The 25,846-nt window shown below is 69.4% G+C and carries 20 protein-coding genes; 6 read left to right on the top strand and 14 right to left on the bottom strand.

Translation table 11 applies throughout. The features are described from left to right. Positions 1-62: 62 nt before the first annotated feature. Positions 63-851 (top strand): hypothetical protein, encoded by a 789-nt coding sequence (locus RS84_RS12060; RefSeq protein ID WP_045257998.1) that lies wholly within the window; start codon positions 63-65, stop codon positions 849-851. A gap of 106 nt (positions 852-957) precedes the next feature. Here the strand turns inward: RS84_RS12060 and RS84_RS12055 are convergent, their stop codons facing one another. From RS84_RS12055 to RS84_RS12025, 7 genes are all read right to left on the bottom strand, one after another. After that, positions 958-2,772, bottom strand: coding sequence for an ABC transporter ATP-binding protein (locus tag RS84_RS12055; RefSeq protein WP_045257997.1), 1,815 nt, complete (start codon positions 2,770-2,772; stop codon positions 958-960). Continuing rightward, positions 2,769-4,709, bottom strand: coding sequence for an ABC transporter ATP-binding protein (locus RS84_RS12050; RefSeq protein ID WP_235281481.1), 1,941 nt, complete (start codon positions 4,707-4,709; stop codon positions 2,769-2,771). The genes RS84_RS12055 and RS84_RS12050 overlap by 4 nt, the downstream gene beginning before the upstream one ends. A 317-nt stretch (positions 4,710-5,026) precedes the next feature. Continuing rightward, positions 5,027-5,524: a methylated-DNA--[protein]-cysteine S-methyltransferase gene (locus RS84_RS12045; RefSeq protein ID WP_045257996.1), complete on the bottom strand. Its 498-nt coding sequence runs from the start codon at positions 5,522-5,524 to the stop codon at positions 5,027-5,029. Continuing rightward, a complete protein-coding gene (locus tag RS84_RS12040; RefSeq protein ID WP_045257995.1) occupies positions 5,521-7,059 on the bottom strand; it encodes an AlkA N-terminal domain-containing protein in 1,539 nt (512 codons plus the stop codon). Before RS84_RS12040 ends, RS84_RS12045 begins: the two co-directional genes overlap by 4 nt. Positions 7,060-7,237: 178 nt before the next feature. Continuing rightward, on the bottom strand, positions 7,238-8,845 hold the full coding sequence (gene purH, locus RS84_RS12035; RefSeq protein ID WP_045257994.1) for a bifunctional phosphoribosylaminoimidazolecarboxamide formyltransferase/IMP cyclohydrolase: 1,608 nt from the start codon (positions 8,843-8,845) through the stop codon (positions 7,238-7,240). Positions 8,846-8,874: 29 nt separating this feature from the next. Further along, positions 8,875-9,462, bottom strand: a complete 588-nt coding sequence (gene purN / locus RS84_RS12030) for a phosphoribosylglycinamide formyltransferase (protein ID WP_045257993.1) — start codon at positions 9,460-9,462, stop codon at positions 8,875-8,877. 43 nt (positions 9,463-9,505) lie between these two features. Next, on the bottom strand, positions 9,506-10,858 hold the full coding sequence (locus RS84_RS12025) for a DUF6350 family protein (RefSeq protein WP_045257992.1): 1,353 nt from the start codon (positions 10,856-10,858) through the stop codon (positions 9,506-9,508). Positions 10,859-10,950: 92 nt separating this feature from the next. Here RS84_RS12025 and RS84_RS12020 point away from each other — a divergent pair, with 92 nt between their 5' ends. Then, entirely contained in the window at positions 10,951-12,372 is a 1,422-nt protein-coding gene (locus tag RS84_RS12020; protein WP_045257991.1) for an NCS2 family permease, read from the top strand. A 51-nt stretch (positions 12,373-12,423) separates the two neighbouring features. Here RS84_RS12020 and RS84_RS12015 read toward each other — a convergent pair whose 3' ends face one another. From RS84_RS12015 to sucC, 3 genes are all read right to left on the bottom strand, one after another. Further along, entirely contained in the window at positions 12,424-13,002 is a 579-nt protein-coding gene (locus tag RS84_RS12015) for a class I SAM-dependent methyltransferase (protein WP_045257990.1), read from the bottom strand. 226 nt (positions 13,003-13,228) lie between these two features. Next, complete coding sequence (gene sucD, locus RS84_RS12010) at positions 13,229-14,131, bottom strand: succinate--CoA ligase subunit alpha (RefSeq protein ID WP_045257989.1); 903 nt, start codon at positions 14,129-14,131, stop codon at positions 13,229-13,231. Positions 14,132-14,150: 19 nt separating this feature from the next. Continuing rightward, entirely contained in the window at positions 14,151-15,317 is a 1,167-nt protein-coding gene (gene sucC, locus RS84_RS12005; RefSeq protein ID WP_045257988.1) for an ADP-forming succinate--CoA ligase subunit beta, read from the bottom strand. Between the two features lie 172 nt (positions 15,318-15,489). On the opposite strand from sucC, the gene RS84_RS12000 reads away from it, so the two are divergent. Together RS84_RS12000 and RS84_RS11995 are read left to right on the top strand one after the other, a co-directional pair. Next, positions 15,490-16,152 carry a TetR/AcrR family transcriptional regulator gene (locus tag RS84_RS12000; protein WP_045257987.1) on the top strand — a complete coding sequence of 221 codons (663 nt, stop codon included), beginning with the start codon at positions 15,490-15,492 and terminating at the stop codon, positions 16,150-16,152. 336 nt (positions 16,153-16,488) lie between these two features. Next, positions 16,489-17,724: an acyl-CoA dehydrogenase family protein gene (locus tag RS84_RS11995; protein ID WP_045257986.1), complete on the top strand. Its 1,236-nt coding sequence runs from the start codon at positions 16,489-16,491 to the stop codon at positions 17,722-17,724. Positions 17,725-17,727: 3 nt separating this feature from the next. On the opposite strand, the gene RS84_RS11990 is transcribed toward RS84_RS11995, so the two are convergent. After that, positions 17,728-18,240 (bottom strand): hypothetical protein, encoded by a 513-nt coding sequence (locus RS84_RS11990; RefSeq protein WP_045257985.1) that lies wholly within the window; start codon positions 18,238-18,240, stop codon positions 17,728-17,730. Between the two features lie 63 nt (positions 18,241-18,303). On the opposite strand from RS84_RS11990, the gene RS84_RS11985 reads away from it, so the two are divergent. Next, positions 18,304-19,752, top strand: coding sequence for a phytoene desaturase family protein (locus RS84_RS11985; RefSeq protein WP_045257984.1), 1,449 nt, complete (start codon positions 18,304-18,306; stop codon positions 19,750-19,752). 184 nt (positions 19,753-19,936) lie between these two features. Further along, the gene (locus tag RS84_RS11980; RefSeq protein WP_045258155.1) at positions 19,937-20,980 is read left to right on the top strand and encodes an ATP-dependent DNA ligase; all 1,044 of its coding nucleotides are present in this window, start codon (positions 19,937-19,939) and stop codon (positions 20,978-20,980) included. A gap of 3 nt (positions 20,981-20,983) precedes the next feature. Here RS84_RS11980 and ligD read toward each other — a convergent pair whose 3' ends face one another. The 3 genes from ligD to RS84_RS11965 form a co-directional block, all read right to left on the bottom strand. Beyond that, the gene (gene ligD / locus RS84_RS11975) at positions 20,984-22,054 is read right to left on the bottom strand and encodes a non-homologous end-joining DNA ligase (protein ID WP_045257983.1); all 1,071 of its coding nucleotides are present in this window, start codon (positions 22,052-22,054) and stop codon (positions 20,984-20,986) included. 44 nt (positions 22,055-22,098) lie between these two features. Beyond that, positions 22,099-23,235 (bottom strand): SseB family protein, encoded by a 1,137-nt coding sequence (locus RS84_RS11970; RefSeq protein ID WP_045257982.1) that lies wholly within the window; start codon positions 23,233-23,235, stop codon positions 22,099-22,101. A gap of 78 nt (positions 23,236-23,313) precedes the next feature. Then, positions 23,314-25,770 (bottom strand): ATP-dependent helicase, encoded by a 2,457-nt coding sequence (locus tag RS84_RS11965; RefSeq protein ID WP_045257981.1) that lies wholly within the window; start codon positions 25,768-25,770, stop codon positions 23,314-23,316. Positions 25,771-25,846: the final 76 nt, after the last annotated feature.

Raw genomic sequence — 25,846 nt, 5'->3', positions numbered from 1 at the left:
TGCGGCCGCAGAAGTGGGAACTCACCGCGATCACGCGGCAAACGCTGGGTAGCATCGACGGTATGGACCCGGTGCTGATCACGCAGCTGTGGTGGATCGCGCCCGGTGCGCTGGCTGCGGGTACGGTCGGATTCGCGACGGTCCGCTGGCGCGGTTCCAGGGGTGGGCGCCGTCTCGCCCTCGACGCAGCGCGGCACGATGTGAAGGTGGCGCGGCAGATCGCATCAGATCGCCGTCACGCCCTCAAGATGGCCAGGGCGGATGCCGCGCACGCCGCCGCCGAACGCTCCGCGCGCCGGCTCACCGGTGATGACGTCGCCGCCGCGAGGCAGATTCTCCGTGAGCGGGAGCGTGATCTGAGGGCCGCGCAGGCAGACCTGCATGCCAAGCGCGTGCGGCTCAGCGCCGCTCGCGCAGCTCTGCCGTCGGCATCCGCTCCACGTCCCCTCGACCGGTTGCGCGCCGAGCACGACGCGATCACCGCGCGCTGGATGAGCTACGAGACCGACCCCGCGATGCAGATCGCGTACCCCGCCATGACCGACGTCCGGCAGCCGGCCACAGCCGCGTATCTCCGCGCCGCGGGACAGGCCGTCGAGGCACGGCGCGAGACCGAGTACCGCGCGACGCCCGCCACGTACTCGGCCTACCGCGATGCGGTCGCCGCACTCGAGCGCTCTCTCGTCGCCGCGGAGCACCATGCACGGGTCCAGTCAGGCGAGCGCGCATCCGCGCCTGGCTGGCAGGATGCTGCGCAGGACGTGCTGAGCCGGTCAGCAGAAGTCCTCGACAAGGCCGCCGAGGCCGCCGCGTCCGCTCTGTCTTCGTGGAACAACCGCAAGCGCCGCTGACGCCGCCTGCCGGTGCTTCGCGCGCTCCCGCAGCCGCCGCTCCCCCGCGCCGCGCGCCGACCGCGCACCGGTGCGGAACCCCGAGGGCTCCGCACCGGCACACGACTCAGACCAGCGTGTCCTGCCACGCCGCGTGCAGCTGCGCGAACTTGCCGCTGCCGCCGATCAGAGCGTCAGGCGCGTCGTCCTCGATGATCCGTCCGTGCTCCATGACCAGCACCCGGTCCGCGATCGCGACCGTGGACAGGCGGTGCGCGATGATGATCGCGGTGCGGCCCTTGAGCAGCGTCTGCAGAGCATCCTGGATCAGCCGCTCCGAGGGGATGTCGAGCGACGCCGTCGCCTCGTCGAGGATCAGAACCGACGGGTCGGCGAGGAACGCCCGGGCGAAGGAGATCAGCTGCCGCTGCCCTGCCGACACCCGGCCGCCGCGCTTGTTGACGTCCGTGCTGTAGCCGTCCGGCAGCGACTCGATGAACCCGTCCGCGCCCACTGCACGTGCAGCGGCCTTGATCTCGTCGAGCGTGGCGTCGGGCTTGCCGAGTGCGATGTTGTCGGCGACAGTGCCGCTGAACAGGTACGCCTCCTGTGTGACCATCACGATCGCGCGACGCAGATCCTTCGGGTGCAGTGTCCGCAGGTCGACGCCGTCGAGCGTCACGCGGCCCTTCGAGGGGTCGTAGAAGCGCGAGATGAGCTTCGCGAGCGTCGACTTGCCTGCACCCGTCGTGCCGACCAGCGCGATCGTCTGCCCGGCCGGGATGTCGAGTGAGAAGTTCGGCAGGATCGTCTTCTCGCCGTTGTACCCGAAGGTCACCTCATCGAAGTTGACGTGACCGCGGGACTCCCAGAGGTCGACCGGCTTCTCGGGATCGGGAACCGTCGGCACCTCCTCGAGCACGCCCGACACCTTCTCGAGCGCGGCCGTGGCCGACTGATAGGAGTTCAGGAACATCGCGATCTCCTGCATGGGCGCGAAGAAGTTGCGCACGTACAGCACGGCCGACAGCAGCACGCCGACGCTCAGCGCCCCTGCCGAGACCCGGATGCCGCCCCACAGGACGACGAGGCCCAGCGTGAGGGCCGCCACGCCCATGAGACCGGGTTCGAAGGTCCCGAAAAGCAGCATGGAGCGGCGGTTGATGTCGCGGTAGTCGCCGGCCACCTTCTGGAAGGAGCCGTCGTTGCGCGGCTCCTTGCGGAAGGCCTTCACCGCGCGGATGCCGGTCATCGTCTCGACGAACTGCACGATCACCTTGGCGCTGATCACGCGCGACTCGCGATACACGAGCTGCGAGCGCAAATAGAACCAGCGCATCAGGAGGAACAGCGGGATGCCGGCGAGCGCCAGGATGACTCCGGACTGCCAGTCCCACACGAGCAGCGCGAGGAACGTGAACGCGCCGAACAGGACCCCCGAGACCAGGTTGTTCAGTCCGCCGTCGAGCAGCTCGCGGATCGAGTCGAGATCGCTGGTCTGGCGCGAGATGATGCGGCCGGACGTGTACGACTCGTGGAACTCGAGGCTCAGCCGCTGCGTGTGCAGGAAGATCCGCTTGCGCAGGTCGAGCAGCACGGCCTGGGTGATCCGAGCCGCGATCATGACATACCACGCGATGAGCGCGGCCGCCGCGGCGCCCGCGAGGAGGTAGACGAATCCGACCATCAGCGTCGGCATCCAGTTCGCGTGCTCGAGCACCTCGGGCAGCGCCCGGTCGAGGCCGATGCTGATGAGGATGGGCCCCGCAACCTGCAGCGCCGTGGAGACGACGAGGACGACGGCCGCGAGGATGACCTGTCGCTTCAGGGGACCCACGAGCGAACCGAGAAGGCGCAGAGAGCGACGGCGGATCTCCTGGCTCTCCTCGCGGGTGTAGTTCGAGCGGTCCTCGTTCTGTGTTCCGGTGACGGCCGAGCTCATGCCTGCACCTCCTCTTCCTGCTGGTTCGCTGAGCCTGTCGAAGCGCCCGCTCTCTCGACGGATTCCGCGCTCCACTCGGCATCGTCATCCGGGTCCTCCCGGATCACCGGGATCGCCCCGGTGCGCGCGGCCTCCTCGGCTTCAAGACTCGAGATCACGTGCCGGTAGTGCCTGCTCGTCTTCAGCAGCTCGGCGTGCGTGCCGACGGCGGTGACCCGCCCGGCTTCGAGCAGTGCGACGCGATCGGCGAGCGCCACTGTCGAGGGACGATGGGCGACGATCAGCGCGGTCGTGTCGGCGAGCACGTGCCGCAGCGCCTCTTCGACCAGCGCCTCGGTGTCGACGTCGAGGGCCGACAGCGGGTCGTCGAGCACAAGAACCTTGGGCTTCGCCGCCACGGCGCGGGCCAGAGCGAGCCGCTGACGCTGGCCGCCCGAGAGGCTCAGCCCCTCCTCCCCGATGATGGTCTCCACCCCGTCGGGCAGAGAGTCCACGAACGCCGCCTGGGCGACGTCGAGCGCCTCGCGCAGCACCCGCTCGGCCTCCTCGCTGTGCACGTCGAGATCGGCGCGGCCCAGCAGGACGTTCTCCCGGACGGATGCCGAGAACAGCGTCGCATCCTCGAACGCCATCGCGATGTGCTGTCGCAGCTCGGAGAGGGCGAGGTCGCGCACGTCGACGCCGTCGAGCGTGACTCGCCCGCCTGTGACGTCGTACAGGCGCGCGGGCAGTGTGGTGAGCGTGGTCTTGCCGCTGCCGGTGAGGCCCACGAGCGCCATGGTCTCCCCCGGCCGCAGGACCAGGTCGATGCCGTCGAGCAGATCACGTTCGGAGGCACCCGCGTCCTGGTAGCGGAAGTGCGCGCCCTCGAACGCGAGTTCGCCGCGCGGCTCGATGATGCGAACCGGGTTCTGCGGATCTGTGATCGAGTTGGTCTCCGAGAAGATCTCGAACACGCGGTCGGTGGCGGTGCGCGCGTCGAGCATGAAGGAGAACAGGAAGCCGATGGACTCGATCGGCCAGCGCAGCACGACGGCCATCGCGAAGAACGCGAAGAGCTCCGGGACCTCGATGGCGCCCTGGGAGATCAGCCAGATTCCCGAGATCAGGCTCAGCCCGAACGCGATCTGGGGCATCAGGTCGAGCCAGAACCAGATCGACGCGATCGCGCCGGCCTTGCTCATCTCCGTTTCCCGCAGCGTCTCGGCCTGGCGGCTGAAGCGACTCAGCGCGTGCTTGCCGCGACCGAAGGCCTTGAGCACGCGGATGCCGTGCACGCTCTCCTCGACGCTCGTGGCGAGATCGCCGGCCTGATCCTGGCTGCGTCGCGTGAGCGCGCCGTAGCGCTTCTCGAACAGGTAGCCGCGGATCCAGAGCGGAACCGCCGTGACGAGGAAGATCGCACCGAGCAGCCAGTGCCAGCGGAACAGCAGCACCGACCCGATGATGATCGTGAGGATGTTCACGACGAGCAGCACGAGGCCGAAGGCGAGCCAGCGCCGGATCAGGCCGATGTCCTGCATCATGCGGCTCAGAAGCTGGCCCGACTGCCAGCGGTCGTGGAACGCGACCGGAAGCGTCTGCAGGCGCGCGTAGAGCTGCGTGCGCATCTGGTACTCGACCTCTGTGGCCGGGTTCAGCACGAACTGACGGCGCAGCCACACCATCACGGCCTCGCCGATCGCGAGACCGAACACGGCCAGAGCGCCCCAGGCGATCGCACCGAACTCGCCCGAGCGCACCGGGCCGCTGATGATCTGCTCGAGCACGAGCGGGATCATCAGCGCGATGATCGCGGCGACGAGAGCACTGGCGGCGCCGCCGACCAGACGCCAGATGACGGGCTTCACGAACGGCTTGAGCCGCCACAGTGCAGCGGGCGTGGAAAGGGAGGAGGAAGGAGGGGAAGAGTTCTGCGATGAGGGCGAGGAAGACATGTCTCTCAGACGAGTTTCGTATGGAAAGCGGTTGCTGAATAGGGCGGACGCCTGAAGAGGGCTCGGAGAGCCCGGCATCCGATGCGGATGAGTCGGCTGGCTCTAGAGGGAGAGCGGACGCGCCGGGGTCGAGCCGAGAGCTGCGATCCGCGCGGTGGCGATCGTGGTCATGGTGTCCTCCTCAGGGGCTCGGTGGCATCGGCCGGTCGGCGCGACAGCCCTCCAGCCTATTCCTGTGAACCGGCTGAGGGCAAGAGACATTCCCGAACGCGAAGAAGCGGATGCCGGGGCATCCGCTTCTCCGTCTTCTGGTGGACTCAGGCGGCGACGGCCTCCCGCGCCAGCAGGCGCTCCTTGACGCCGAGGCCCCACGCGAAGCCGCCGAGCGTTCCGTCGGTGCGCAGCACGCGATGGCACGGCACGAACAGGGCCGGCGCGTTGCGCGCGCAGATCGACGCTGCCGCGCGCACCGCACGCGGGTTGCCGAGCCGAGCGGCGAAAGACGTGTACGTCAGCGGCTCACCAGGAGCGATGCTGCGCAGCGCCGCCCAGCCCGAGAGCTGCAGCGGCGTCCCGCTCTGAGCCACGGTGACCGCGTCGATGGCCTCGAGGTCGCCGGCGTAGTAGGCCAGAGCGGATGCCGCGGCCTCCGTCTCCCCCTCGACGATCGACTCGGGGCGTGCCCCTGCGGCGAGACGATTCAGGATCGCCTCCTGGTCTTCGGTCCACCCGGATGACAGCACGCGCTGCCGGTCGTCCGCCAGGATCGTGAAGGCGCCGTCGGCGGTGTCGATGGTCTGGATGATGGCGTTCATGAGTTCTCCTTCGTCTTTCGGGCGGGCCGAACGGGAGCTGCGCGCCACAGATGCGCGCTGAGGTAGCTGCGCCACGGCGCAGTTCGCGCTGCCCATTCGGTGAGGGGCCTCGCCTCCCCTGGAAGGCCGGCGGCCGCCGCGCCCGCGCGCAGGGCCACGTCTCCGGGAAGCAGGATGTCGGGGTCGCCGAGCACGCGCATGCGCACGTAGTCGGCGGTCCACGGCCCGATGCCCGGCATTGCGAGCAGCGCCTCGCGCTGCTCGCCTCCGTCATCGCCCACTGTGAGGGTGAGCGAACGGTCGGCCAGGGCGGCGGCCGCGCCCGTGATCGCGCGGATGCGCGCCGCGGGACCGCGGAGCACCTCCGCGCCATGCTCTGCGATCGCCGCCATGGTCGGGAACAGCAGCCCGCCACCTCCGTCGTGCCCGGCGACCCGCTCACCCAGCGCCTCGGTCAATGCCGTCAGCGCCGTCCGCGCGGCGACGACCGTGATCTGCTGGCCGATCATGGCGCGGATCAGCATCTCGTGGGGGTCGGCGGAGCCAGGCACACGGATGCCGGGGGTCTTGGCCACGAGCGGCGCGAGCTCGGGATGCGCACTCAGCGCAGCGTCGATCGCGAGCGGGTCGGCATCGAGGTCGAAGATGCGACGCACGGTGGAGACGAGAGGCGCCAGATCGCCCAGCGCCGTGACCGTCGCTCGCAGATGCAGGCGCGACGCCGTGTCTTGGGTCACCTCGAACCAGACAGGTCCTCCCGGCATCCGCAGGTGTCGCGCGAACGACGTCGCCGTGGCATGCTCGACCCCTGGAACCGCCCTCGCAGCCATCCACGCGAAGATGCCGGCGGCATCCAGCGGCCCGCGGTACGGCAGCACCAGATCGATCATCCCCGGCACGACGGTCGAGGAGTCCTGGGACCCTGAGCCGGGCCCACGCGCCCCGGAGGCGGGCGTGGGGAGCGAAGGACGCCGCAGCCGCAGATCCCCCGGTGTCATCCCGAACACCTCTCGGATCGTGTCGTTGCACTGGCGGATGCTGGCGAAGCCGGCCGAGAATGCGACATCGGAGATCGGCATGTCCGTGCCGACCAGCAGCATCCGCGCCGTGTGCGCGCGGTGGGCGCGAGCGAGCGCGAGGGGTCCGGCTCCGAGCTCGGCCGCGAGCAGCCGCGTCAGGTGCCGGCTCGAATAGCCGAGCCGCGCCGCCAGCCCCGGCACTCCCTCGCGCTCGACCACTCCGTTCGCGATGAGTCGCATCGCCCTGGCCGCCGTGTCGCCGCGCAGATTCCACGCGGGCGACCCTGGTGCCGCCTCAGGAATGCACCGCTTGCACGCGCGGTACCCGGCCTCATGCGCGGCCGCGCTGGTCGGGAAGAACGTGACGTTCTCGGGCTTCGGAGTGCGGGCGGGACAGCTGGGCCGGCAGTAGATCCTGGTCGAGCGCACAGCCGTGACGAACTGCCCGTCGAAGCGGGCGTCGCGGGCGCTGATCGCGCGATACCGCTCGTCGAAGTCGGTCACGGGGAGGCTCATGCCTCCACTCTGCCACCCGTCACCGACATCGACTAGCGGAAATCGGACACGACTGTCCGACGCGAGGCACGTGCCCGCCGAGACCGCGGGAAACCGTCGAGACCCCTCCTGCAGATGTCCGCAGGAGGGGTCTCGGCGAGAAGCGGGGGTCTCGGCGCTGGGGCGCGAGGGCCCGGGATCAGTGGAAGAAGTGGCGCTCTCCGGTGAAGAACATGGTCACGCCCGCCTTGCGCGCAGCATCCACCACTTCCTCATCGCGAACCGAACCGCCGGGCTGCACGATCGCCTTGATGCCGGCGTCGATGAGCACCTGAGCTCCATCGGCGAACGGGAAGAACGCATCGGATGCGGCGACCGACCCGGTCGCACGATCGCCCGCCCGCTCGACCGCCAGACGGCACGAGTCGACGCGGTTGACCTGGCCCATGCCGACTCCGACCGTCGCGTTGTCCTTCGCGAGGACGATCGCGTTCGACTTCACGGCACGGCATGCCTTCCACGCGAAGATGAGGTTCGTCATCTCCTCGTCGCTGGGCCGCTCACCGGAGACGAGCTCCCAGTTCTTGGCGACCGATTCGATGTCGTCGGGGAAGCGATCGGCATCCTGCAGCAGCAGGCCGCCCGAGACCAGCCGCACGTCCATCCGCTCCTGCTGCCAGTCCTCCGGCAGCTGCAGCAGACGCAGGTTCTTCTTGGCCTTGAAGACCTCGAGGGCGGCCGGCTCGAACGAGGGGGCCACGATGACCTCGGTGAAGATGTCCTTCAGGTTCTCCGCCATCTTGAGCGTGACCGTGCCGTTCGCGGCGATCACGCCGCCGTACGCCGACACCGGGTCGCACTCGTGGGCGCGCAGGTGGGCGCTGGCGATCGGGTCGAGCGCGTTGGGCGCGGTCGTCGCGATGCCGCACGGGTTGGCGTGCTTGATGATCGCGACAGCCGGCAGCACCATGTCGTAGGCGGCGCGCAGCGCGGCATCGGCATCGACGTAGTTGTTGTACGACATCTCCTTGCCCTGCAGCTGCGTGGCCTGGGCGATGCCGTGCCCGCCGGCGCGGGTGTAGATCGCGCCGCGCTGGTGCGAGTTCTCGCCGTAGCGCAGCGTGGCCAGGCGCTCCGCCTGGATCGTCAGGTGCTCCGGGAGGTCGCCCTCGTCGATCAGCGTGCCCTCGGCGAACCATGAGGCGACGGCCGCATCGTACGCCGCCGTGTGCGCGAACGCCCGCGCGGCGAGCTCGCGGCGCTGCGACAGAGAGGTGCCCCCCTCGCGCACCGCGCTGATGATCGCGGGGTACGACTCCGGAGACACCACGATCGCGACGTTCGCGTGGTTCTTGGCCGCCGCGCGCACCATGGCCGGACCGCCGATGTCGATCTGCTCGACGACATCGTCGCCGATGGCGCCGGAGGCGACGGTCTCGACGAAGGGATACAGGTTCACCACGACCAGCTCGAACGGCTCGATGCCCAGGTGCTCGAGCTGACCCTCGTGGTCCTCGAGGCGGAGGTCGGCGAGCAGGCCGCCGTGGATGTTCGGGTGCAGCGTCTTCACGCGACCGTCGAGCATCTCGGCGACGCCGGTCACGGCCGCGACGTCGGTGACGTCGAAGCCGGCGTCGCGGATGGTTGCCGCGGTCGATCCGGTCGACACGATCTCCGCGCCGGCTTCGGCGAGGGCAGCGGCGAGATCGACCAGGCCGGTCTTGTCACTCACCGAGACGAGCGCCCGGCGGACGGGCACCGAATCGCGATCGCGGTACAGGGAGGGGTCGTGGCGGGGGCCGGCCATGGTGGGCTCCTTCGTGGCGAGGGTGTGGTTCAGGACGCTGCGGACAGCTCGAGCTCACCGGTCGCGATGCGGCGCACCACGTCGATGAGCAGGCGGCGTTCGACGGGCTTGATGCGCTCGTGCAGGCTGTGCTCGGTGTCGCCTTCGACGATCGGCACGCGCTCCTGCGCGAGAATCGGGCCGGTGTCGACGCCGTCGTCGACCACGATCACGCTGGCGCCGGTCTGCGATGCGCCGGCGGCGAGCGCATCGCGCACGCCGTGCGCGCCGGGGAACTCCGGCAGGTACGCCGGGTGGGTGTTGATGAGCCGTGGCGAATACTCCGCGACGAGCGCGGGCGGAAGCAGACGCATCAAACCGCTGAGCACGACCAGGTCGGGCTTCCAGACCGCGAGCTGAGCGCTCACCTCTTCGCCCCAGGTCTCGCGGCTCTCGTGCAGATGCCACGGCACCGTGAAGCTGGGAATGCCGAACTCCTCCGCATGCGCGAGACCGTCCGCATCGCGGTCGGCGCCGACCACGACGACCCTCGCAGGGAAATCGGGATGGCGAGCTGCCTCGAGGAGGGCACGAAGATTCGAGCCGGTGCCCGAGATGAGAACGGCGACCGTGAGCACGCGCCCAGTCTACCGGGGCGGCACGACGCGCCCGACCCGCATGTCAGAGCCCGGAGCCGCGCGGAGGAAGATCGTCAAGCGGCGCGGTGTCGTTCGCGTCGCCGCCCTGGACGAAGCCGGCGCCGGCGTCGAGCAGCGGGAGATCGGATGCCGCCATCTCGGCGATCCAGCGATCGGTGCGCTCCTCCGCGACTTCGTCGCGATGCCGCGGGGACAGCAGCAGGATCGCCGCGCCCAGGAGCACCTCGGCTCCGAGCACGAGGGAGAACGGCAGCACGGCGGGCCCGGCATCCGCCAGCCGGCCGGGGCCGATCGATCCGCTCGCGAGCGTGGCGGCGATCGCCGCCACCGCGGCCGTGAGAACCCCGATGCCGAGCGCGATGACGGCTCGCGGCGCGAGAGCGAGCGGGGTGCCCTCCCAGACCAGGCGCGAGCGGACCGCCCAGCCCGCGAACGCGCCTGCCGCGATCGGCAGCAGCACGACGATCAGCATCCACATCGAGGAGTTCTCAGGCAGCAGCCCGAAGACGGGGATGCCGGGCACGACACCGAGCTGCGTTCCGGCCGGTGACACCGCGGTGCCGGTGCCGACTGCGAAGCCGGGGCCGGCGATCCAGGCCGCCGCCCACACGATCAGGGTCGGAAGGTACGCCAGGTGGCCCAGCGTGATCACGGTGCCGCCGAGCACGTCGACGCGCGCCGCCTCGAAGAGGGCGACGACCTCCCCCGCGCGCAGCGCCACGATGATGGCGACGCCGAGGGCGGATGCCGCCGTCACACCCACGACCGCGACCGCCGCGCCCCGCACGGCGGACGCGGGGACCGGGCCCCAGTCGCCCCAGGCGTCGACCTCGTCGTGCACGCGGTCGAGGAGTCCGCCGTCGCCGTCCTCCCAGGCCACGCGCACGGCGCCGCAGAGCGATCCGGCGAGATAGACCGCGGTCGGAAGCACGATCGAGAGCAGGAGCGAGGTCTGCGCCGCATCGATGCGGGACGTGAGCGCTATCCCCACCGCGATCACCGCGAAGGCGCTCGAGCCTACGAGCGGCCCGAGCAGCCAGGCACCCGATCGGGCGGCGCGGGCTCCCGAGCGCGCCGCGAAGAGCAGCGTGAACACCAGGAAGGCGAGCGGAGTCACGGAGAGCGTGAACGTCGCGGCATCCGGTGCGATGCCGACGGAGGTCAGCACCTCCGTCGGCAGCGAGATGTCGATGGCGACTCCGTGCCCGAACTGCCAGAGTGTGCCCGTCAGCGGCCAGAGGGCGCCCCAGTCGGCCGTGACGCCGAAGGCGAGCGTCCACAGCAGGGTGAGAGGCGCCAGCAGCACGGCGAGTCCGACCGCGGCCGCGATGGCTGCGTCGAAGGCCGCGAGGAGCGCGACGAGGAGGCGTTGCATATCGAATCGAGACTACGACGTGCGGCGACGGCTTTCCTGGGGACGCGCGCGGCACGCGCGACACGATATCGTCTCCTGCGGAGGTTCCCCCGATGACAACTGCCCCGTCCCCCGCTCCCGCACCGACCGACGAGCCCGCGAACGCACTCGACCGCTTCTTCGAGATCAGCCGACGCGGATCCACGATCGGCACAGAGATCCGCGGAGGGCTCGTGACCTTCGTCACGATGGCCTACATCGTGATCTTGAATCCGATCATCCTCGCCACCCCGGATGTCGCCGGCAACACGCTGCCCGGCGGGGCCGTCGCCGCGGCGACCGCTCTCACCGCCGGTGTCATGACGATCCTGTTCGGCCTGACGACCCGACTGCCGTTCGCGTTCGCCGCGGGTCTGGGAATCAACGCGTTCCTCGCCTTCACCGTCGTCGGAACCGTCACCTGGCCCGAGGCCATGGCGCTCGTCATGATCAACGGCGTCATCATCGTGCTGCTCGCCGCGACCGGTCTGCGCAAGCTCATCTTCGACGCGGTCCCGGTGCAGCTGAAGCTCGCGATCACCGTGGGCATCGGCCTGTTCATCGCCTTCATCGGCTTCGTGAACGCGGGCTTCGTGACGTCCACCAAGAACGCCTCGCCGCCGGTCGACCTCGGCATCGGCGGATCCGTCGCGTCGCTCGCCACCCTGATGTTCGTCGTCACGCTCATGATCGGCGGCGTGCTCATCGCGCTGCGGGTGAAGGGGGCGATCCTCATCGCGCTCGTCGGCGGCACCGTGCTCGCCGCGATCGCGAACCTGATCTGGCCGACCGAGGGTCTCGGCTTCGCCTTCTCGGGCAGCATCGTGAGCGTCCCCGACCTCAGCCTGATCGGTCAGGTCGACTTCGGCTTCGACTTCGCGAAGGTCGGCGGAGTGACGCTCGTGATGTTCGTCTTCACCCTGCTCTTCTCCAACTTCTTCGACGCGATGGGCACCATGACCGGCCTCGCCAAGGAGGCCGACCTCGCCGATGAGAAGGGCGACTTCCCCCGCATCAAGTCGGCCCTGGTCGTCGAGGGCGTCGGAGCGATCGTCGGGGGCGGCACCTCCTCGTCCTCGGCCACCGTGTTCGTCGAATCGGGCTCGGGTATCGGCGAGGGCGCACGCACCGGGTTCGCGACCACCATCACGGGCGTGCTGTTCCTGCTCGCGATGTTCTTCACTCCGCTGACCTCGCTGGTGCCGAGCGCTGTCGCCGCCGCGGCCCTCGTGCTGGTCGGCGCGATGATGCTCTCGCAGATCAAGAACATCGACCTCAGCGACTTCCGCGTGCTGCTGCCGGTGTTCCTCACCGTCACCGTGATGCCGATGACCTACTCGATCGCGAACGGCATCGGCGCGGGCTTCGTCAGCTGGATCGTCGTGAACGCGTTCTCGGGTCGGGCCAAGACGATCCACCCGCTGCTGTGGGTCGTCGGCGTGGGCTTCGTGCTCTTCTTCGCCCGCGGACCGATCGAGGCGCTGCTGGGCGCCTGAGCGCGGTTCTGCGCAGGATGACGGGGGCGGATGCTGCGGCATCCGCCCCCGTCATCGTATGGCGGTCCCGTCGATGAGCGGTTCGACCGTCCCCAGCACGCCAGGAGCCTCGGAGCGCTGCATGACCACGTCGGCGAAGCCCGCCGCGGTGATCAACTCCCCCGTGCGACGATGCGGATCGCAGCCGTGGTCGATGAGCCGTGACAGGGGCGAGTAGACGGCCTGCAGCGCTGAGGTCCACGTGCGGCGGTCTGCGGCCACGTGCTCGAAGAACACCAGCTTTCCGCCGGGACGCAGCACTCGACGGATCTCCGCGAGCGCTCGGGCCGGTTTGCGCACGGAGCAGAGCACCGTCGACGCGATGACGGCATCGACCGCCTCGCTCTCGAGCGGGATCAACTCGGCGGGCGCGATGAGCAGTCGCGCCGTCGTGCGCCGTCCCAGGCGTTCGCTCAGGGCCGGATCGGTCCGACGGCGCGGCTCCAGCGCCAGCCATTCCACCTCGGGTGCAAGGTGGTCTGCGGCGACGCCCGACCCGGCGCCGAGGTCGAGCACGACTCCGCGGAGTGACGGCAGCGCCGCCTCCCGCCATCGTCTCCGGCGCTCGGCTGTCGAAAGGGTCTCCGGCATCCGTCCACGGTAGTTCGCCGCGGCGCCGATGTGAAGATCCTCCGCGGGGCACGACGGCCGACGTGCCGCGACGCTGACGAAAGATGTCGGCTCCGCACCGACATCCGTATTCAGGGCCGACGGATGTGCGGTCCCCTCACGTCGCTGGCCCCGTTCCGTCCCTGCAGCGGGCATGAAGAAGGCCCCGGGGTGGAGCCCGGGGCCTTCTCTACGAGTCTAACTCAGCTCAGAGCGCCTCGACGATGGCGCGCATCAGGTCGGCGGTCTCGGACGGCGTCTTGCCGACCTTGACGCCTGCGGCCTCGAGGGCCTCCTTCTTCGCCTGAGCAGTGCCGGCGGAGCCCGACACGATGGCGCCGGCGTGGCCCATGGTCTTGCCCTCGGGCGCGGTGAAGCCCGCGACGTAGCCGACGACCGGCTTGGTGACGTGAGCCTTGATGTAGTCGGCCGCGCGCTCCTCGGCGTCGCCGCCGATCTCGCCGATCATGACGATGGCCTTGGTCTCGGGGTCGGCCTCGAACGCCGCGAGCGCGTCGATGTGCGTGGTGCCGATCACCGGGTCGCCGCCGATGCCGATGGCGGTCGAGAAGCCCAGGTCGCGCAGCTCGAACATCATCTGGTAGGTCAGGGTGCCCGACTTCGACACGAGGCCGATCGGGCCCTTGCCCGTGATGTTGGCCGGCGTGATGCCGACGAGCGCCTCACCGGGGGTGATGATGCCCGGGCAGTTCGGACCGATGATGCGGGTCTTGTTGCCCTTGCTCTGCGCGTACGCCCACGCCTCGGCCGAGTCTCCGACGGGCACGCCCTCGGTGATGACCACGAGCAGCGGGATCTCCGCGTCGATGGCCTCGATCATCGCGTCCTTCGTGAAGGCACCGGGAACGAAGGCGATCGACACGTCGGCGCCGGTCTCCTTCATGGCCTCGGCGACCGAGGCGAAGACCGGGAGCTCGACGGCGTTGCCGTCCTTGTCGGTGTGCGAGACCGTGGTGCCGGCCTTGCGGGCGTTCACGCCACCGACGACCTGAGTGCCTGCCTTCAGCATGAGCGCGGTGTGCTTGGTGCCCTCGCCGCCGGTGATGCCCTGGACGATGACCTTGGAGTCCTTGTTGAGGTAGATCGACATTTCTTCTAGTCCTTCAGTCTCAGGCGTTGGCGAGCTCGGCGGCCTTGTCGGCGCCCTCGTCCATCGTGGCGGCCAGTGTGACGAGCGGGTGCGCGTACTCCGCGAGGATCGCGCGTCCCTCCTCGACGCGGTTGCCGTCGAGGCGCACGACGAGCGGCTTGGATGCCGCGGAGCCGAGCGTCTCGAGGGCGCCCTTGATGCCGTTGGCGACGGCGTCGCACGCCGTGATGCCGCCGAAGACGTTGACGAAGACGCTCTTGACCTGCGGGTCGCCGAGGATGACGTCGAGTCCTGCGGCCATGACCTCGGCCGAGGCGCCACCGCCGATGTCGAGGAAGTTCGCGGGCTTCACGCCGTTGTGGTTCTCACCGGCGTAGGCGACGACGTCGAGCGTCGACATGACCAGACCCGCGCCGTTGCCGATGATGCCGACCTCGCCGTCGAGCTTGACGTAGTTCAGGCCGCTCTGCTTGGCCTTGGCCTCGAGCGGGTCGGCGGCATCCTTGTCCTCAAGCGCCTCGTGCTCGGGGTGACGGATCTCGCTCGCGTTGTCGTCGAGCGTGACCTTGCCGTCGAGAGCGATGATGTCGCCGGAGTCGGTGCGAACCAGCGGGTTCACCTCGACGAGCGTGGCGTCCTCGCCCTTGTAGACGTCGTACAGCTTGACGAAGACGTCGGAGACCTTCTCGACGAGGTCCTCCGGGAAGTTCGCGGCGCGCGCGATCTCGACGGCCTTGGCCTTGTCGATACCGGTCAGCGGGTTCACCTCGACGCGGGCGAGGGCTTCGGGCTTCTCGACGGCGAGCTGCTCGATCTCCATGCCGCCCTCGACGCTGCACAGCGACAGGTACGAACGGTTGGCGCGGTCGAGCAGCACGGAGAAGTAGAACTCCTCGGCGATCGCCGCACCCTGCGCGACCATGACGCGCTTGACGACGTGGCCCTTGATGTCGAGACCGAGGATGGCCTTGGCAGCCTCGTAAGCCTCGTCGGGGGTCTTCGCGACCTTCACGCCGCCGGCCTTGCCGCGACCACCGGTCTTGACCTGAGCCTTGACGACCACGACGCCGCCGATCTTCTCAGCGGCTGCCTTCACCTCCTCAGGGGTGTCGGCGACGATGCCGGCGAGGACCGGCACTCCGTACTTCTCGAAAACGTCTCGTGCCTGGTACTCGTACAGATCCACTGTGTTTCCTTCACTGGGATGCGGCCTGGTAATTCTCTCGATGTCGAGACATCGACCAGTCCCCCAGCTTACTACCCCCTGGTGACCGCCCCTTGAGGAGAGCAGGCGCCGACGGCACGGCAGTGACGACACTCGCCGTCATCTCGCGGCACCGACGTTCTAGGCTCTTCTCATGCACGAATCCGCATCGCCGCGCTCCGCCGTCGTCGCCGCAGCGCTCGAACTGTTCCAGAGCCAGGGCTTCGATCAGACATCGGTGGAACAGATCGCCAAGGCGGCCGGTGTCTCGCGATCGACCTTCTTCCGGCAGTTCGGCGGCAAGGAGGATGTGGTCTTCGCGGATCACGAGGTGCTGATCGAGCAGCTGCGCGAGTTCCTCGCGGAAGGGCACGACGATCCCTGGGGAGCCGTGTGCGCGGCATCCGAGTCCGTCTACTCCTATTTCGCGCACGACCCCGAGCTCGCTCGCCGCCGCTATCAGATCGTGCGGCAGGTGCCCGTGCTGCGCGAGCGTGAGATCATCACGGTGTTCCGCTACGAGCGGCTGTTCGACGAGTACCTGCGCGCCTCGCTGCCCGGCATCGATCCATTGGACGCCGTCGGCTTCGCCGCGCTCGTGACCGCGGTGCACAATCATGTTCTGCGCCAGCTGCTGCGGGGCAAGAAGAAGATCCCGCTGTCCACGCTGCAGTCGGCGCTGACCGATGTGCGCCGCCGATACGGCGTGCTTGCCGAGACACCGGCAGAGGCTCCCGACGACGTCGTCGTCGCGGTCTTCCCGCGGTCGATGCCGATCGCCGAGATCACTCGCCGTCTGCGCACCCAGCTCGACTGAGCTCAACGCCTTCCGGCACCTCCGCCCGGCATCCGCCGTCGCACGCGCGGCCCCGCCCGCCTCGCTGCACCCCCGGCCCCGTTCCCGGGTGCCGCGGCCTCCGCTGTCACGAAAAGTCGGAGTCTCACCGCGACACGCCGAGCGATCGGTGCGCGCGTCGGCGCGTCGCCCCCGACCTCCGACTTTTCGCACCGAGCAGGGGACGCTCCGCCCCCGAGGAGCCGACGGTCCTCCGCGACGCCCGGCCCTTCCGCGGCGACGAGAGGATACCGCGCACCCGGGATCGTGAAACCGAGTACCGAGCTGTACGATACTTAGTGCCACGAAGGAGCCCCCATGAGCACTGCTGCCACCCCCTTCCCCGGCGAGCGCGTCTCGTCGTACGACGTCACCGGCCGGCAGGACAGCGATTACTACGCGGTCTTCGCCGACATCTCCGCCGCGGACCGAGAGGCCTGGGACCGCGCCAAGGCGTACATCGACGAGGTCGGCCCGCGGATGGCGGATGCCTGGGACCGCGGCGAGTACCCGCTCGACATCGCACGGCGCATGGGCGAGATGGACCTCGTGGTCGACGGCATCCAGCACCCGTCGCTCACCCGGCTCTCGCCTCTGGCCGCCGGCCTGGTGAACATGGAGATCTCGCGCGGCGACGGCTCGCTCGGCACCGTGCTCGCTGTGCAGGGCGGGCTCGCTCTGCGCACGCTCGCCCTCTTCGGATCGGATGCTCAGCAGGAGAAGTGGCTCACCGCCCTCGCCGACGGCTCGGTCTTCGGCTCCTTCGCGCTCACCGAGCCCGACCACGGATCCGACTCGGTCTCACTCGAGACCGTGGCCCGCCGCGACGGCGAGCAGTGGGTCATCCGCGGCGCGAAGAAGTGGATCGGCAACGGCGCCTCCGGGGGCATCACGTTCGTGTGGGCGCGTGTCGACGACGAGAGCGCACCCGAGAACGGGGCGGTGCGATGCTTCCTCGTGGAGCAGAGCGCTCCCGGCTATACGGGCACTCCGATCCGCGGCAAGGCCTCGCTGCGCGCCATCCATCAGGCGCACATCGTCCTCGACGACGTGCGGGTGCCGCTGGACGCCGTCCTCCCCGGCACGCACAGCTTCAAGGATGCCTCGACGGTGCTCTACGCGACGCGCTCGGGCGTCGCGTGGTCGGCGCTCGGCCACGCGACCGCCTGCTACGAGGCGGCGCTCGCCTATGCCACGAAGCGCGTGCAGTTCGGCAAGCCGCTGGCGAAGTTCCAGATGGTTCAGGAGCGTCTGACGCACATGCTCGAGGATCTCACCGCGATGCAACTGTACTGCCGTCGCCTCGCCGACCTCGAGGCGGCCGGCGAGCTGCGTCCGACGCAGGCGTCTCTGGCGAAGTTCCACAACACGCGCGCGGCCCGCCGTATCGCGTCGACCGCACGGGATCTGCTCGGCGGCAACGGCATCCTGCTCGAGAACGGGGTGATGCAGCACCTGGCCGACATCGAGGCGATCCACACCTACGAAGGCACCGAGAGCGTGCAGGCGCTGCTGCTCGGCCGTGACATCACCGGGATGAGCGCGTTCGCCTGAGCGTCAGTCGCAGCCGCAGCCGCCCGCTGCCGTCTTCACCATGAAGCACACGTCGCACACGCCGTAATCGCGCTCGATCGGCTTGGCGTTGCGCGCCGAGGCGGTGGCCTGTGAGGCGCTCGACCCCGGCACCTTGGGCGCCCGAGGCGTGCTCGGCCGTCGCGAACGGGCGGTGGTCGCCACGGGCGGGTACTCGCTCGGGTGCGTGACGTAGAAGTACGGCGCGCGCCCCTCGCTCGGCTGCAGCCGCAGCGGCGTCGAGCCGATCGAGATGACCTCGTCTTCCGCGAAGCCGTTGGTGTAGGTGCGCCCGATGTGCAAGGCTGCACCCTCACCTCGGCGGATCGCTTCGATGTAGCGTCCGCGATCGATGTAGCTCGAGATGCCGACGGCATCCGTGACCGCGGTGATGAACTCGTAGTTCTCCAGGGCGATGCGGTGGGCGCGAAGCGCCTCCGTGAGCGATCGATACGGACGGGAGGTGCCGGTCGGTGTGGGTCCCTGTACTTCATTCATCACCTCAATGATCTCACCTCGGGGGCAGCGCGAACACCGCCTCCGTCGTGGAAGACTGGGGGCATGACGCGCGCGACGATCATCGGCTCCGGTCCGAACGGGCTCGCCGCCGCCGTGTCACTCGCACGCGCCGGCTACGAGGTGCGGGTGCTCGAGGCTGCCGAGACGATCGGCGGCGGCGTGCGCACGGCCGAATCGACGCTCCCCGGGTTCCTGCACGACGTCTGCTCGGCGGCGCATCCCGCGGCCCTCGCCTCGCCGTTCTTCCAAGCCTTCGGCCTCGCCGAGCGCATCGACTGGATCGTGCCCGAGATCTCCTACGCGCACCCGCTCGACGGCGGTCGCGCCGGCATCGCCTGGCGCGACATCGAGCGCGCGGCATCCGGCATGGGCGAAGACGGGAAGGCATGGCTGTCGCTGCTGCGCCCGCTGAGCCGCCACATAGACGGCGTCGTCGACTTCACCGGCAACCAGATGCTGCGCATCCCCCACGAGCCCGTCACCGCGATCCGATTCGCGATGCGGATGCTGCAGGAGGGCACGCCGCTCGCCAAGACGACCTTCCGCACCGAGGAGGCGTCGAGTCTGATCTCCGGGGTGCTCGCACACGCCAATACGCCGCTGCCCTCGCTCGCGGGCGCCGCCGCCGGCCTCCTCCTGGCGGCGCAGGCGCACGCAGGAGGATGGATGTACCCCCGCGGCGGCGCGCAGCGCATCGCGGACACGATGGTCGCCGATCTCGAGGCTCACGGCGGTTCGGTCGAGACCGGCGCGCACATCACGGACCTCGGCTCCCTCGACTGGGGCGACGCCGCGCGTGGTGACGTGCTGCTGCTGAACACGTCTCCCCGTCTCGCGCTCACGCACCCCGACATCCCCGCCCGGTACGCGCGGGCGCTGCGCGCATACCGGTACGGACCGGCAGCGGCGAAGGTCGACTTCGCGCTCGACGGACCCATCCCGTGGACGAACCACGACGTCGCGCAGTCCCCGACCGTGCATGTCGGCGGCACGCAGGCCGAGATCTGGGAGAGCGAGAACGCCGTCGCCGCAGGCCGCGTGAGCGAGCGCCCGTATGTCCTGACGGTGCAGCCATCGGTCTTCGATCCCACCCGCGCGCCCGAGGGCAAGGCCGTGCTGTGGGCGTACATCCACGTGCCTCAGGGCTCCGACCTCGACGCGACCGAGCTCATCACGCAGCAGGTCGAGCGCTTCGCCCCCGGCTTCCGCGACAGGATCCTCGCGACGCATGCGGTGCCTGCGTCCTCTCGTGAGGCGATCAACCCCTCCGAGATCGGCGGCGACATCCTCGGAGGCGCGTTCACCATTCCCCAGGCGCTGCGACGCCCCGTGCTGGGGACGAAGCCGTGGCGGACCCCCATGCGCGGGGTGTACCTCGCTTCGGCGTCGACTCCGCCGGGGCCCGGTGTGAACGGCATGGCCGGATGGCACGCGGCGCGTACGGCTCTCGCCGACGCCGGGCGTCCGGCGACTCTCGGCGACCTGTTCTGAGCCGCCACCCGGGTCTCGATCCTCGGCGCTGTTCACAATTCAGGAAGACCGCCCCCTCCTGACGCCGACTCCCCCGTGATCTCGGCCCACCAGCGTGGCGCGGCCACCGGAGTTCCTGAGTTATGAACACGGCCCCGCACGATTCTGCTGTCGTGAGCGCCCAGATGTCGCCAAGATGGACGTCATGCACTACGACATCCCCGCTCCGATGCTCGCGAAGGCCGCAGCATCCGTCCCCGACCCGGCGAAGACGAGCGGTGGACTGCTGTTCGAACCCAAATGGGACGGCTTCCGCGGGCTCATAGCCTGGGACGGCGAGAACGTCGAGATCGGGTCGCGAGGGGCCAAACCGCTCACGCGCTACTTCCCCGAGCTCGTGGAAGCCATCCCCCGCCTGCTGCCCGGCCCGTGCCTGCTCGACGGCGAGATCGTCGTCGCGACAGGGCCGGAGGGCGCTCAGCGTCTCGACTGGGAGGCCCTCAGCCAGCGCATCCACCCGGCGGCGACTCGCGTCGCGAAACTAGCCGTCGAGACCCCCGCCATGTTCGTCGCTTTCGATCTGCTCGCCCAGGGCGACGACGATCTGCAGGCCGCGCCGTTCGCCGAGCGTCGCGAGCGCCTTGAGCGCCTGATGGCGGGTGTCGGGCATCCGCTGCACATCACCCGCACCACACGCGACCGCGATGCCGCCGTCCGCTGGCTCGCCGAGTTCGAAGGGGCGGGTCTCGACGGCGTCGTCGCGAAGCCGCTCGACCAGCCGTACGCTCCCAACAAGCGCACGCTCATCAAGATCAAGCACGCCCGAACGGCCGACGTCGTCGCCCTCGGATATCGGATCCACAAGTCGGGTTCGGGCGTCGGATCGCTGCTGGTCGGGCTGTACGACTCCGACGGCGCGCTGCGTCAGGTCGGCGGGGTCGCGGCCTGGAGCGATGCGCGCCGCCAGGAGCTCGTCGAGGAGCTCGCACCGCTCGTCGAGCGGGATGCTTCCGGAGAGGCTGTGACCGGCGAGGGCGAGCGCTCTCGGTTCAGCGGCTCGAAGGATGTCTCGTTCGTTCGACTGCACCCCGAGCGCGTGCTCGAGGTGCGCTACGACCAGCTCGAGGGCGCACGCTTCCGGCACACCGTGCAGTTCGAGAGATGGCGGCCCGACCGTGACGCGCGATCGTGCACCTACGAGCAGCTCGACACTGTCACGGGCTACGACCTCGCCGACGTGCTCAGCTGACGCTCAGTCCCCGACAGGGTCGCCGTTCTCGTCCCAATTGGCGGCGACCTTCTTGCTGGGCTGCACGCGAGGCGGCTCACCGGGCATCTTCGGGAACTCCGGCGGGAAGGGAAGCTCGCCCAGGCCGTTCGCCTTGTCGCGCTCCCACCACTCCAGCAGCGTGTCGATGCGGCCGGGGGCATCCTGCTTGCCCGCCCATGGGTCGCCGACCTCGCCGAGCCGCTTCGGAACGCTGCGCACCGTGAACTGCGCCGGGTCGAGCCCATCGAGCTCTTCCCAGTGCACGGGCGTCGCGACCGTCGCCCCCGGCAGAGCGCGGGGGCTGTAGGCGCCCGCCATCGTGCGGTCGCGGTTCGCCTGGTTGAAATCGACGAAGATGCGCTCGCCGCGCTCCTCCTTCCACCAGTTGGTCGTGACCCGATCCGGCATCCGCCGTTCGAGTTCACGGCCGGCGGCGATCACCGCGTGGCGGACGTCGAGGAATTCGTGCGCCGGCACGATCGGAGCGAACACGTGCAGGCCCCTGTTGCCGCTGGTCTTCACGAACGCCTCGAGCCCGGCCTCGTGCAGCACGTCTCGCAGGGCGTGCGCTGCGGGCACCGCGTCGGAGAAGTCGGTGCCCGGCTGCGGATCGAGGTCGATGCGCAGCTCGACGGGGTTGTCGGGATCGGTCGCGAGCGACGCCCACGGGTGGAAGACGATCGTGTTCATCTGCGCCGCCCAGACCAGAGCGCTCGGGCGGTTGAGCACGATCTGCGGATGCTGTCGCCCGCTGTTGTACGTCACCATCACCGCGTCGACGAAGTCCGGTGTGCCGGCGGGCGGGTTCTTCGAGAAGAACCCCTGGGCTCCCTGTCCCTTCGCAGGACCGACGCCGTTGCGGAATCTCTCCAGCGACACCGGCCTGTTGCCGTTCGCCTCGAGGAACGGCCCGCTCACCGCCTGGAAGTACTCGACGAGCTCGGCCTTGGTGATGCCGAGCTTCGGCCAGATGACCTTGTTCGGGCTCGAGAGCGCGACCTCGCGCTCTCCGTCAGGATCGGCGATGGTCAGGGTGATGCGCTCTGAGGCCATGACTCGACCCTAGAGGCAGCATCCGACGCACGGAACCCCCGCGCTCACTCCGCGGAGTCGACAGCCAGCTCGAGCACGGGCGCGAGCGCGTCGCGCTCCACGACCAGGGTCGGACCCGCCGGGTCGATGATCACACCGGCCATCTCGGCGTGACCTGCGAGCACGCTGGCCAGCTGTGCAGGCTCGAACGGGAGCGGCCGGTCGCCGCGTCCCAGGGCGATGACCTCGAGCGGATGCGAGAACAGCTGCAGGAACCTCTTGCCGTCGGGGGTCTGCGCCTCGGCGATGCCGACAGGGGCCCCCTCGGCGCCGTCGTTCACCGCGACCCACATCCGCTTGGCGGCGAGCGCCTCGCCCACCTTGACTGCCGTGTCCTGCTCGCGGGGCGCGGCCAGAAGCGACTTGACCTTCATCTCGGCGTCGCCCTGCTCGAGCGCCTTCTGCAGGAGCTCAGTCGGGAAGACGACGCGGTGCGGAGCCGAGGCGTTGTCGACGATGAGTCCCGCGAAGTCTCCGGCGACGACCTGCTGCATGACGGAAGTGACCGGCTGCGCGACGGCGGACGTCGCGGAAGGGTCCTTCTCGAGCTGCACCGAGTCGCGCACGGCGGCTGCCGAGCTGAACGCGAGCATGAACTGGCGGTCTCCGTCACGCACCACCGCGACTGACAGGGGCTTTCCCTCGGCGATCTGCGCACGGGCATCGCCGTTGACGCGGATGTACAGGTGCCCCTGCAGTGCCTGGCGCATGACGCCGAGCAGCTGGTCGTTCGAGGCGCCGGCCTCGATCTGCGTGAGAGCTTCGCGCAGCAGGACGTTGTCCTTCATGCCGGGCACGGTCTCGGTCTGCTCGGGCGGCATGGGCGGCGCCAGCGGAAGCCGGCGCTGCTCGGCGGCCGCGCTCTGGACAGGCGCGGCCTGTGCGGGCGCAGCCGGTGCGGGGGCGGATGCTGCGGGAGCGCTCGCCTGCTCAGGCTGGTCGAGCGAGACCTCGGGCCCGGCCTGAGCGCCGACGCCGCGGAACGCCTGCACCGAGATGCCGATGGTCGGCGCCTGTTCGACCTCGACGGCGGAATCCGACTCCGGCACCTCGACGTCGGAGTCGGCGACCTCGGATTCGGCGACGTCGGATGCCGGGACAGCGGTGTCTGCGGACTTCTTGCGGCGGGAGAACAGAGCCATAATGTGCCAGCCTAACCGGCGGCGGTGAACGTCAGCGCCGCATGATGCGGGAGCGTGCGGCGTGCCGTCGCGCCGGACTCAGATCTTCTCGATCGGCGCGACCTTGATCAGCAGCTTCTTCTGCCCCGCAGAGTCGAACCGCACGTGCGCGATGCGCTTCGCGCCCTCGCCCGTCACGGCATCCACTCGCCCGTCGCCGAAGTCGGTGTGGCGGATGCGATCGCCCGGGGCGAGCTCGAGGTCTCCGTTGTCGCGCATCTTCGCCGTGACCCGGTTCGGGAACTTGTCCATGGCTGTCGAGAGAGGCTTCAGCTGGTCGCGTCCGGGCAGCGGCTTGACCGCGAAGCGATCGCCCGAGCTCGCGCTGCCTCCGAACCCCCCGGCTCGTCGTGCGTTGAGCGCGCGCGACTGCATGCCGCCGCGCGAGTTCACGTCTCCCGGCGACTGACGCCAGTCGATCAGCCCGGCCGGGATCTCCTGCAGGAAGCGGCTGGGCATCGCGACCGTCACCTCGCCGAACTGCGCGCGCGTCATCGCGAGCGACAGGTGCAGGCGCTTGCGCGCGCGGGTGATTCCGACGTAGAAGAGCCGTCGCTCCTCCTGCGGGCCCCCGGGCTCCCCCGCGGAGATGCGGTGCGGGATCAGGTCTTCCTCGACGCCGGTGACGAACACCGCGTCGTACTCGAGGCCCTTCGCGGTGTGCATCGTCATGAGCGACACCGAACCCGACTCGTCGTCGAGGTCGTCGGCGTCGGAGACCAGCGCGACCTCGGTGAGGAAGTCGACGATCGTGCCCTCGGGGTTGTTGCGTGCGAAGTCGCGGGCGACCGCGACGAACTCGTCGAGGTTCTCGACGCGGGCTTCGTCCTGCGGATCGCGGCTGGCGCGAAGCGCGTCGAGGTAGCCGCTCTTCGAGAGCAGCACGACGAGCCCGTCGGCGACCGAGCTCGGCGGCGGCAGCTCGCCGGATGCCGGCAGCATGATCTCCGTGGCCTCCGCGAGCACCGCGTCGAGCTGTGCGATCGCCGCCTGGATCTTGGGACCGAAGCCGAGCTCACCGGGCACCGACAGCGCCTGCCGGAACGTGATGCCGTGCTCTTCCGCGAAGCGGGCGATCGCCGTCTCGCTGACGTCGCCGATGCCGCGGCGCGGCTTGTTGAGGATGCGTCGAACGGCCATCTCGTCGGCCGGGTTCGCCACGGCCACGAGATACGCCAGCGCGTCTTTGATCTCGGCGCGCTCGTAGAACTTGGTGCCGCCCATGATCTTGTAGGGCACCGCCGAGCGGATGAAGATCTCCTCCAGCGCGCGCGACTGCGAGTTGGTGCGGTAGAACACGGCCATCTCGGAATAGGGGTATCCGGCGCGACGGAGCGACTCGATCTCGTCGGCCACGAACTGGGCCTCGTCGTGCTGCGAGTAGCCGGTGAACCCGATGATCTTGTCGCCGTCGCCCTTGTCGCTCCAGAGCTTCTTGTCCTTGCGGTCGAAGTTGTTGCCGATCACGGCGTTGGCGGCCGACAGGATGTTCTGGGTCGAACGGTAGTTCTGCTCGAGCAGCACGACGCGAGCCCCGGGGAAGTCGCGTTCGAATTCGCTGATGTTGCGGATGTCGGCGCCGCGGAAGGCGTAGATCGACTGATCCGAATCGCCGACGACTGTGAGCGAGGCGCCCGCGAGCTCGGGAGTGGTCTCGGGTTCGAAGATCATCATGCCGTTCGAGGCATACGGATCGGGCGCGTCGCCGGACGCCGGTCGCGTGAGCTCGTGGATCAGCGCGTACTGCGCGTGATTCGTGTCCTGATACTCGTCGACCAGGATGTGCCGGAAGCGACGACGATATGTGTTCGCGACCTCGGGGAACGCGCGGAACAGGTAGACCGTCTGACCGATCAGATCGTCGAAGTCGAAGGCGTTGGCCTTCTGCAGCTGGCGCTGGTAGTCGGCGAACAGCTCGACGAAGATCCGCTCCGCCGGGTCGGACATGTTGGCCTGGCGCGCGTACGCCTCGGCGTCGGACAGTTCGTTCTTGAGCTTCGAGATGCGGCCCTGGACCGATGCCGGAGTGAGGCCGTAGGCGTCGGCCTCGTGCTCCTTGACCAGACGCTTGATGAGGGCTCGGGAGTCGCCCGAGTCGTAGATCGTGAAGGACTTCGTGAAGCCGAACTGCTCCGCCTCTCGCCGGAGGATCCGCACGCACGCCGAGTGGAAGGTCGAGATCCACATGCCGCGGGCCGCCTCGCCGACGAGCTGCTCGACGCGCTCGCGCATCTCACCCGCGGCCTTGTTGGTGAAGGTGATGGCGAGGATCTGGCTGGGCCAGGCCTCCCGAGCGCGCAGCAGCGAGGCGATGCGCCTGGTCAGCACGCTGGTCTTGCCCGAGCCCGCGCCCGCGACGATGAGCAGAGCCGGACCGCGATAGGTCACCGCCTCGAGCTGCTGCGGATTGAGGCCGGCGAGGAGGTCGTCCTGCCCCTGCTCTGCAGTGGAGCGGGGGCCGACGGATCCGGGGACGATGAGGGGGGCTTCGGTCATGGCCTTACGAGTCTAGGCGTCGCCACAGACACCGCGGACAGCGCGTTGGGGCGCTCGAACGGCGCGCGCTCAGGCA

Source organism: Microbacterium hydrocarbonoxydans (assembly GCF_000956475.1).
Taxonomy (GTDB): Bacteria; Actinomycetota; Actinomycetes; order Actinomycetales; family Microbacteriaceae; genus Microbacterium; species Microbacterium hydrocarbonoxydans_A.
The sequence above is the reverse complement of the archived record's forward strand: the minus strand, read 5'-3'. Positions and strand labels throughout refer to the sequence as shown.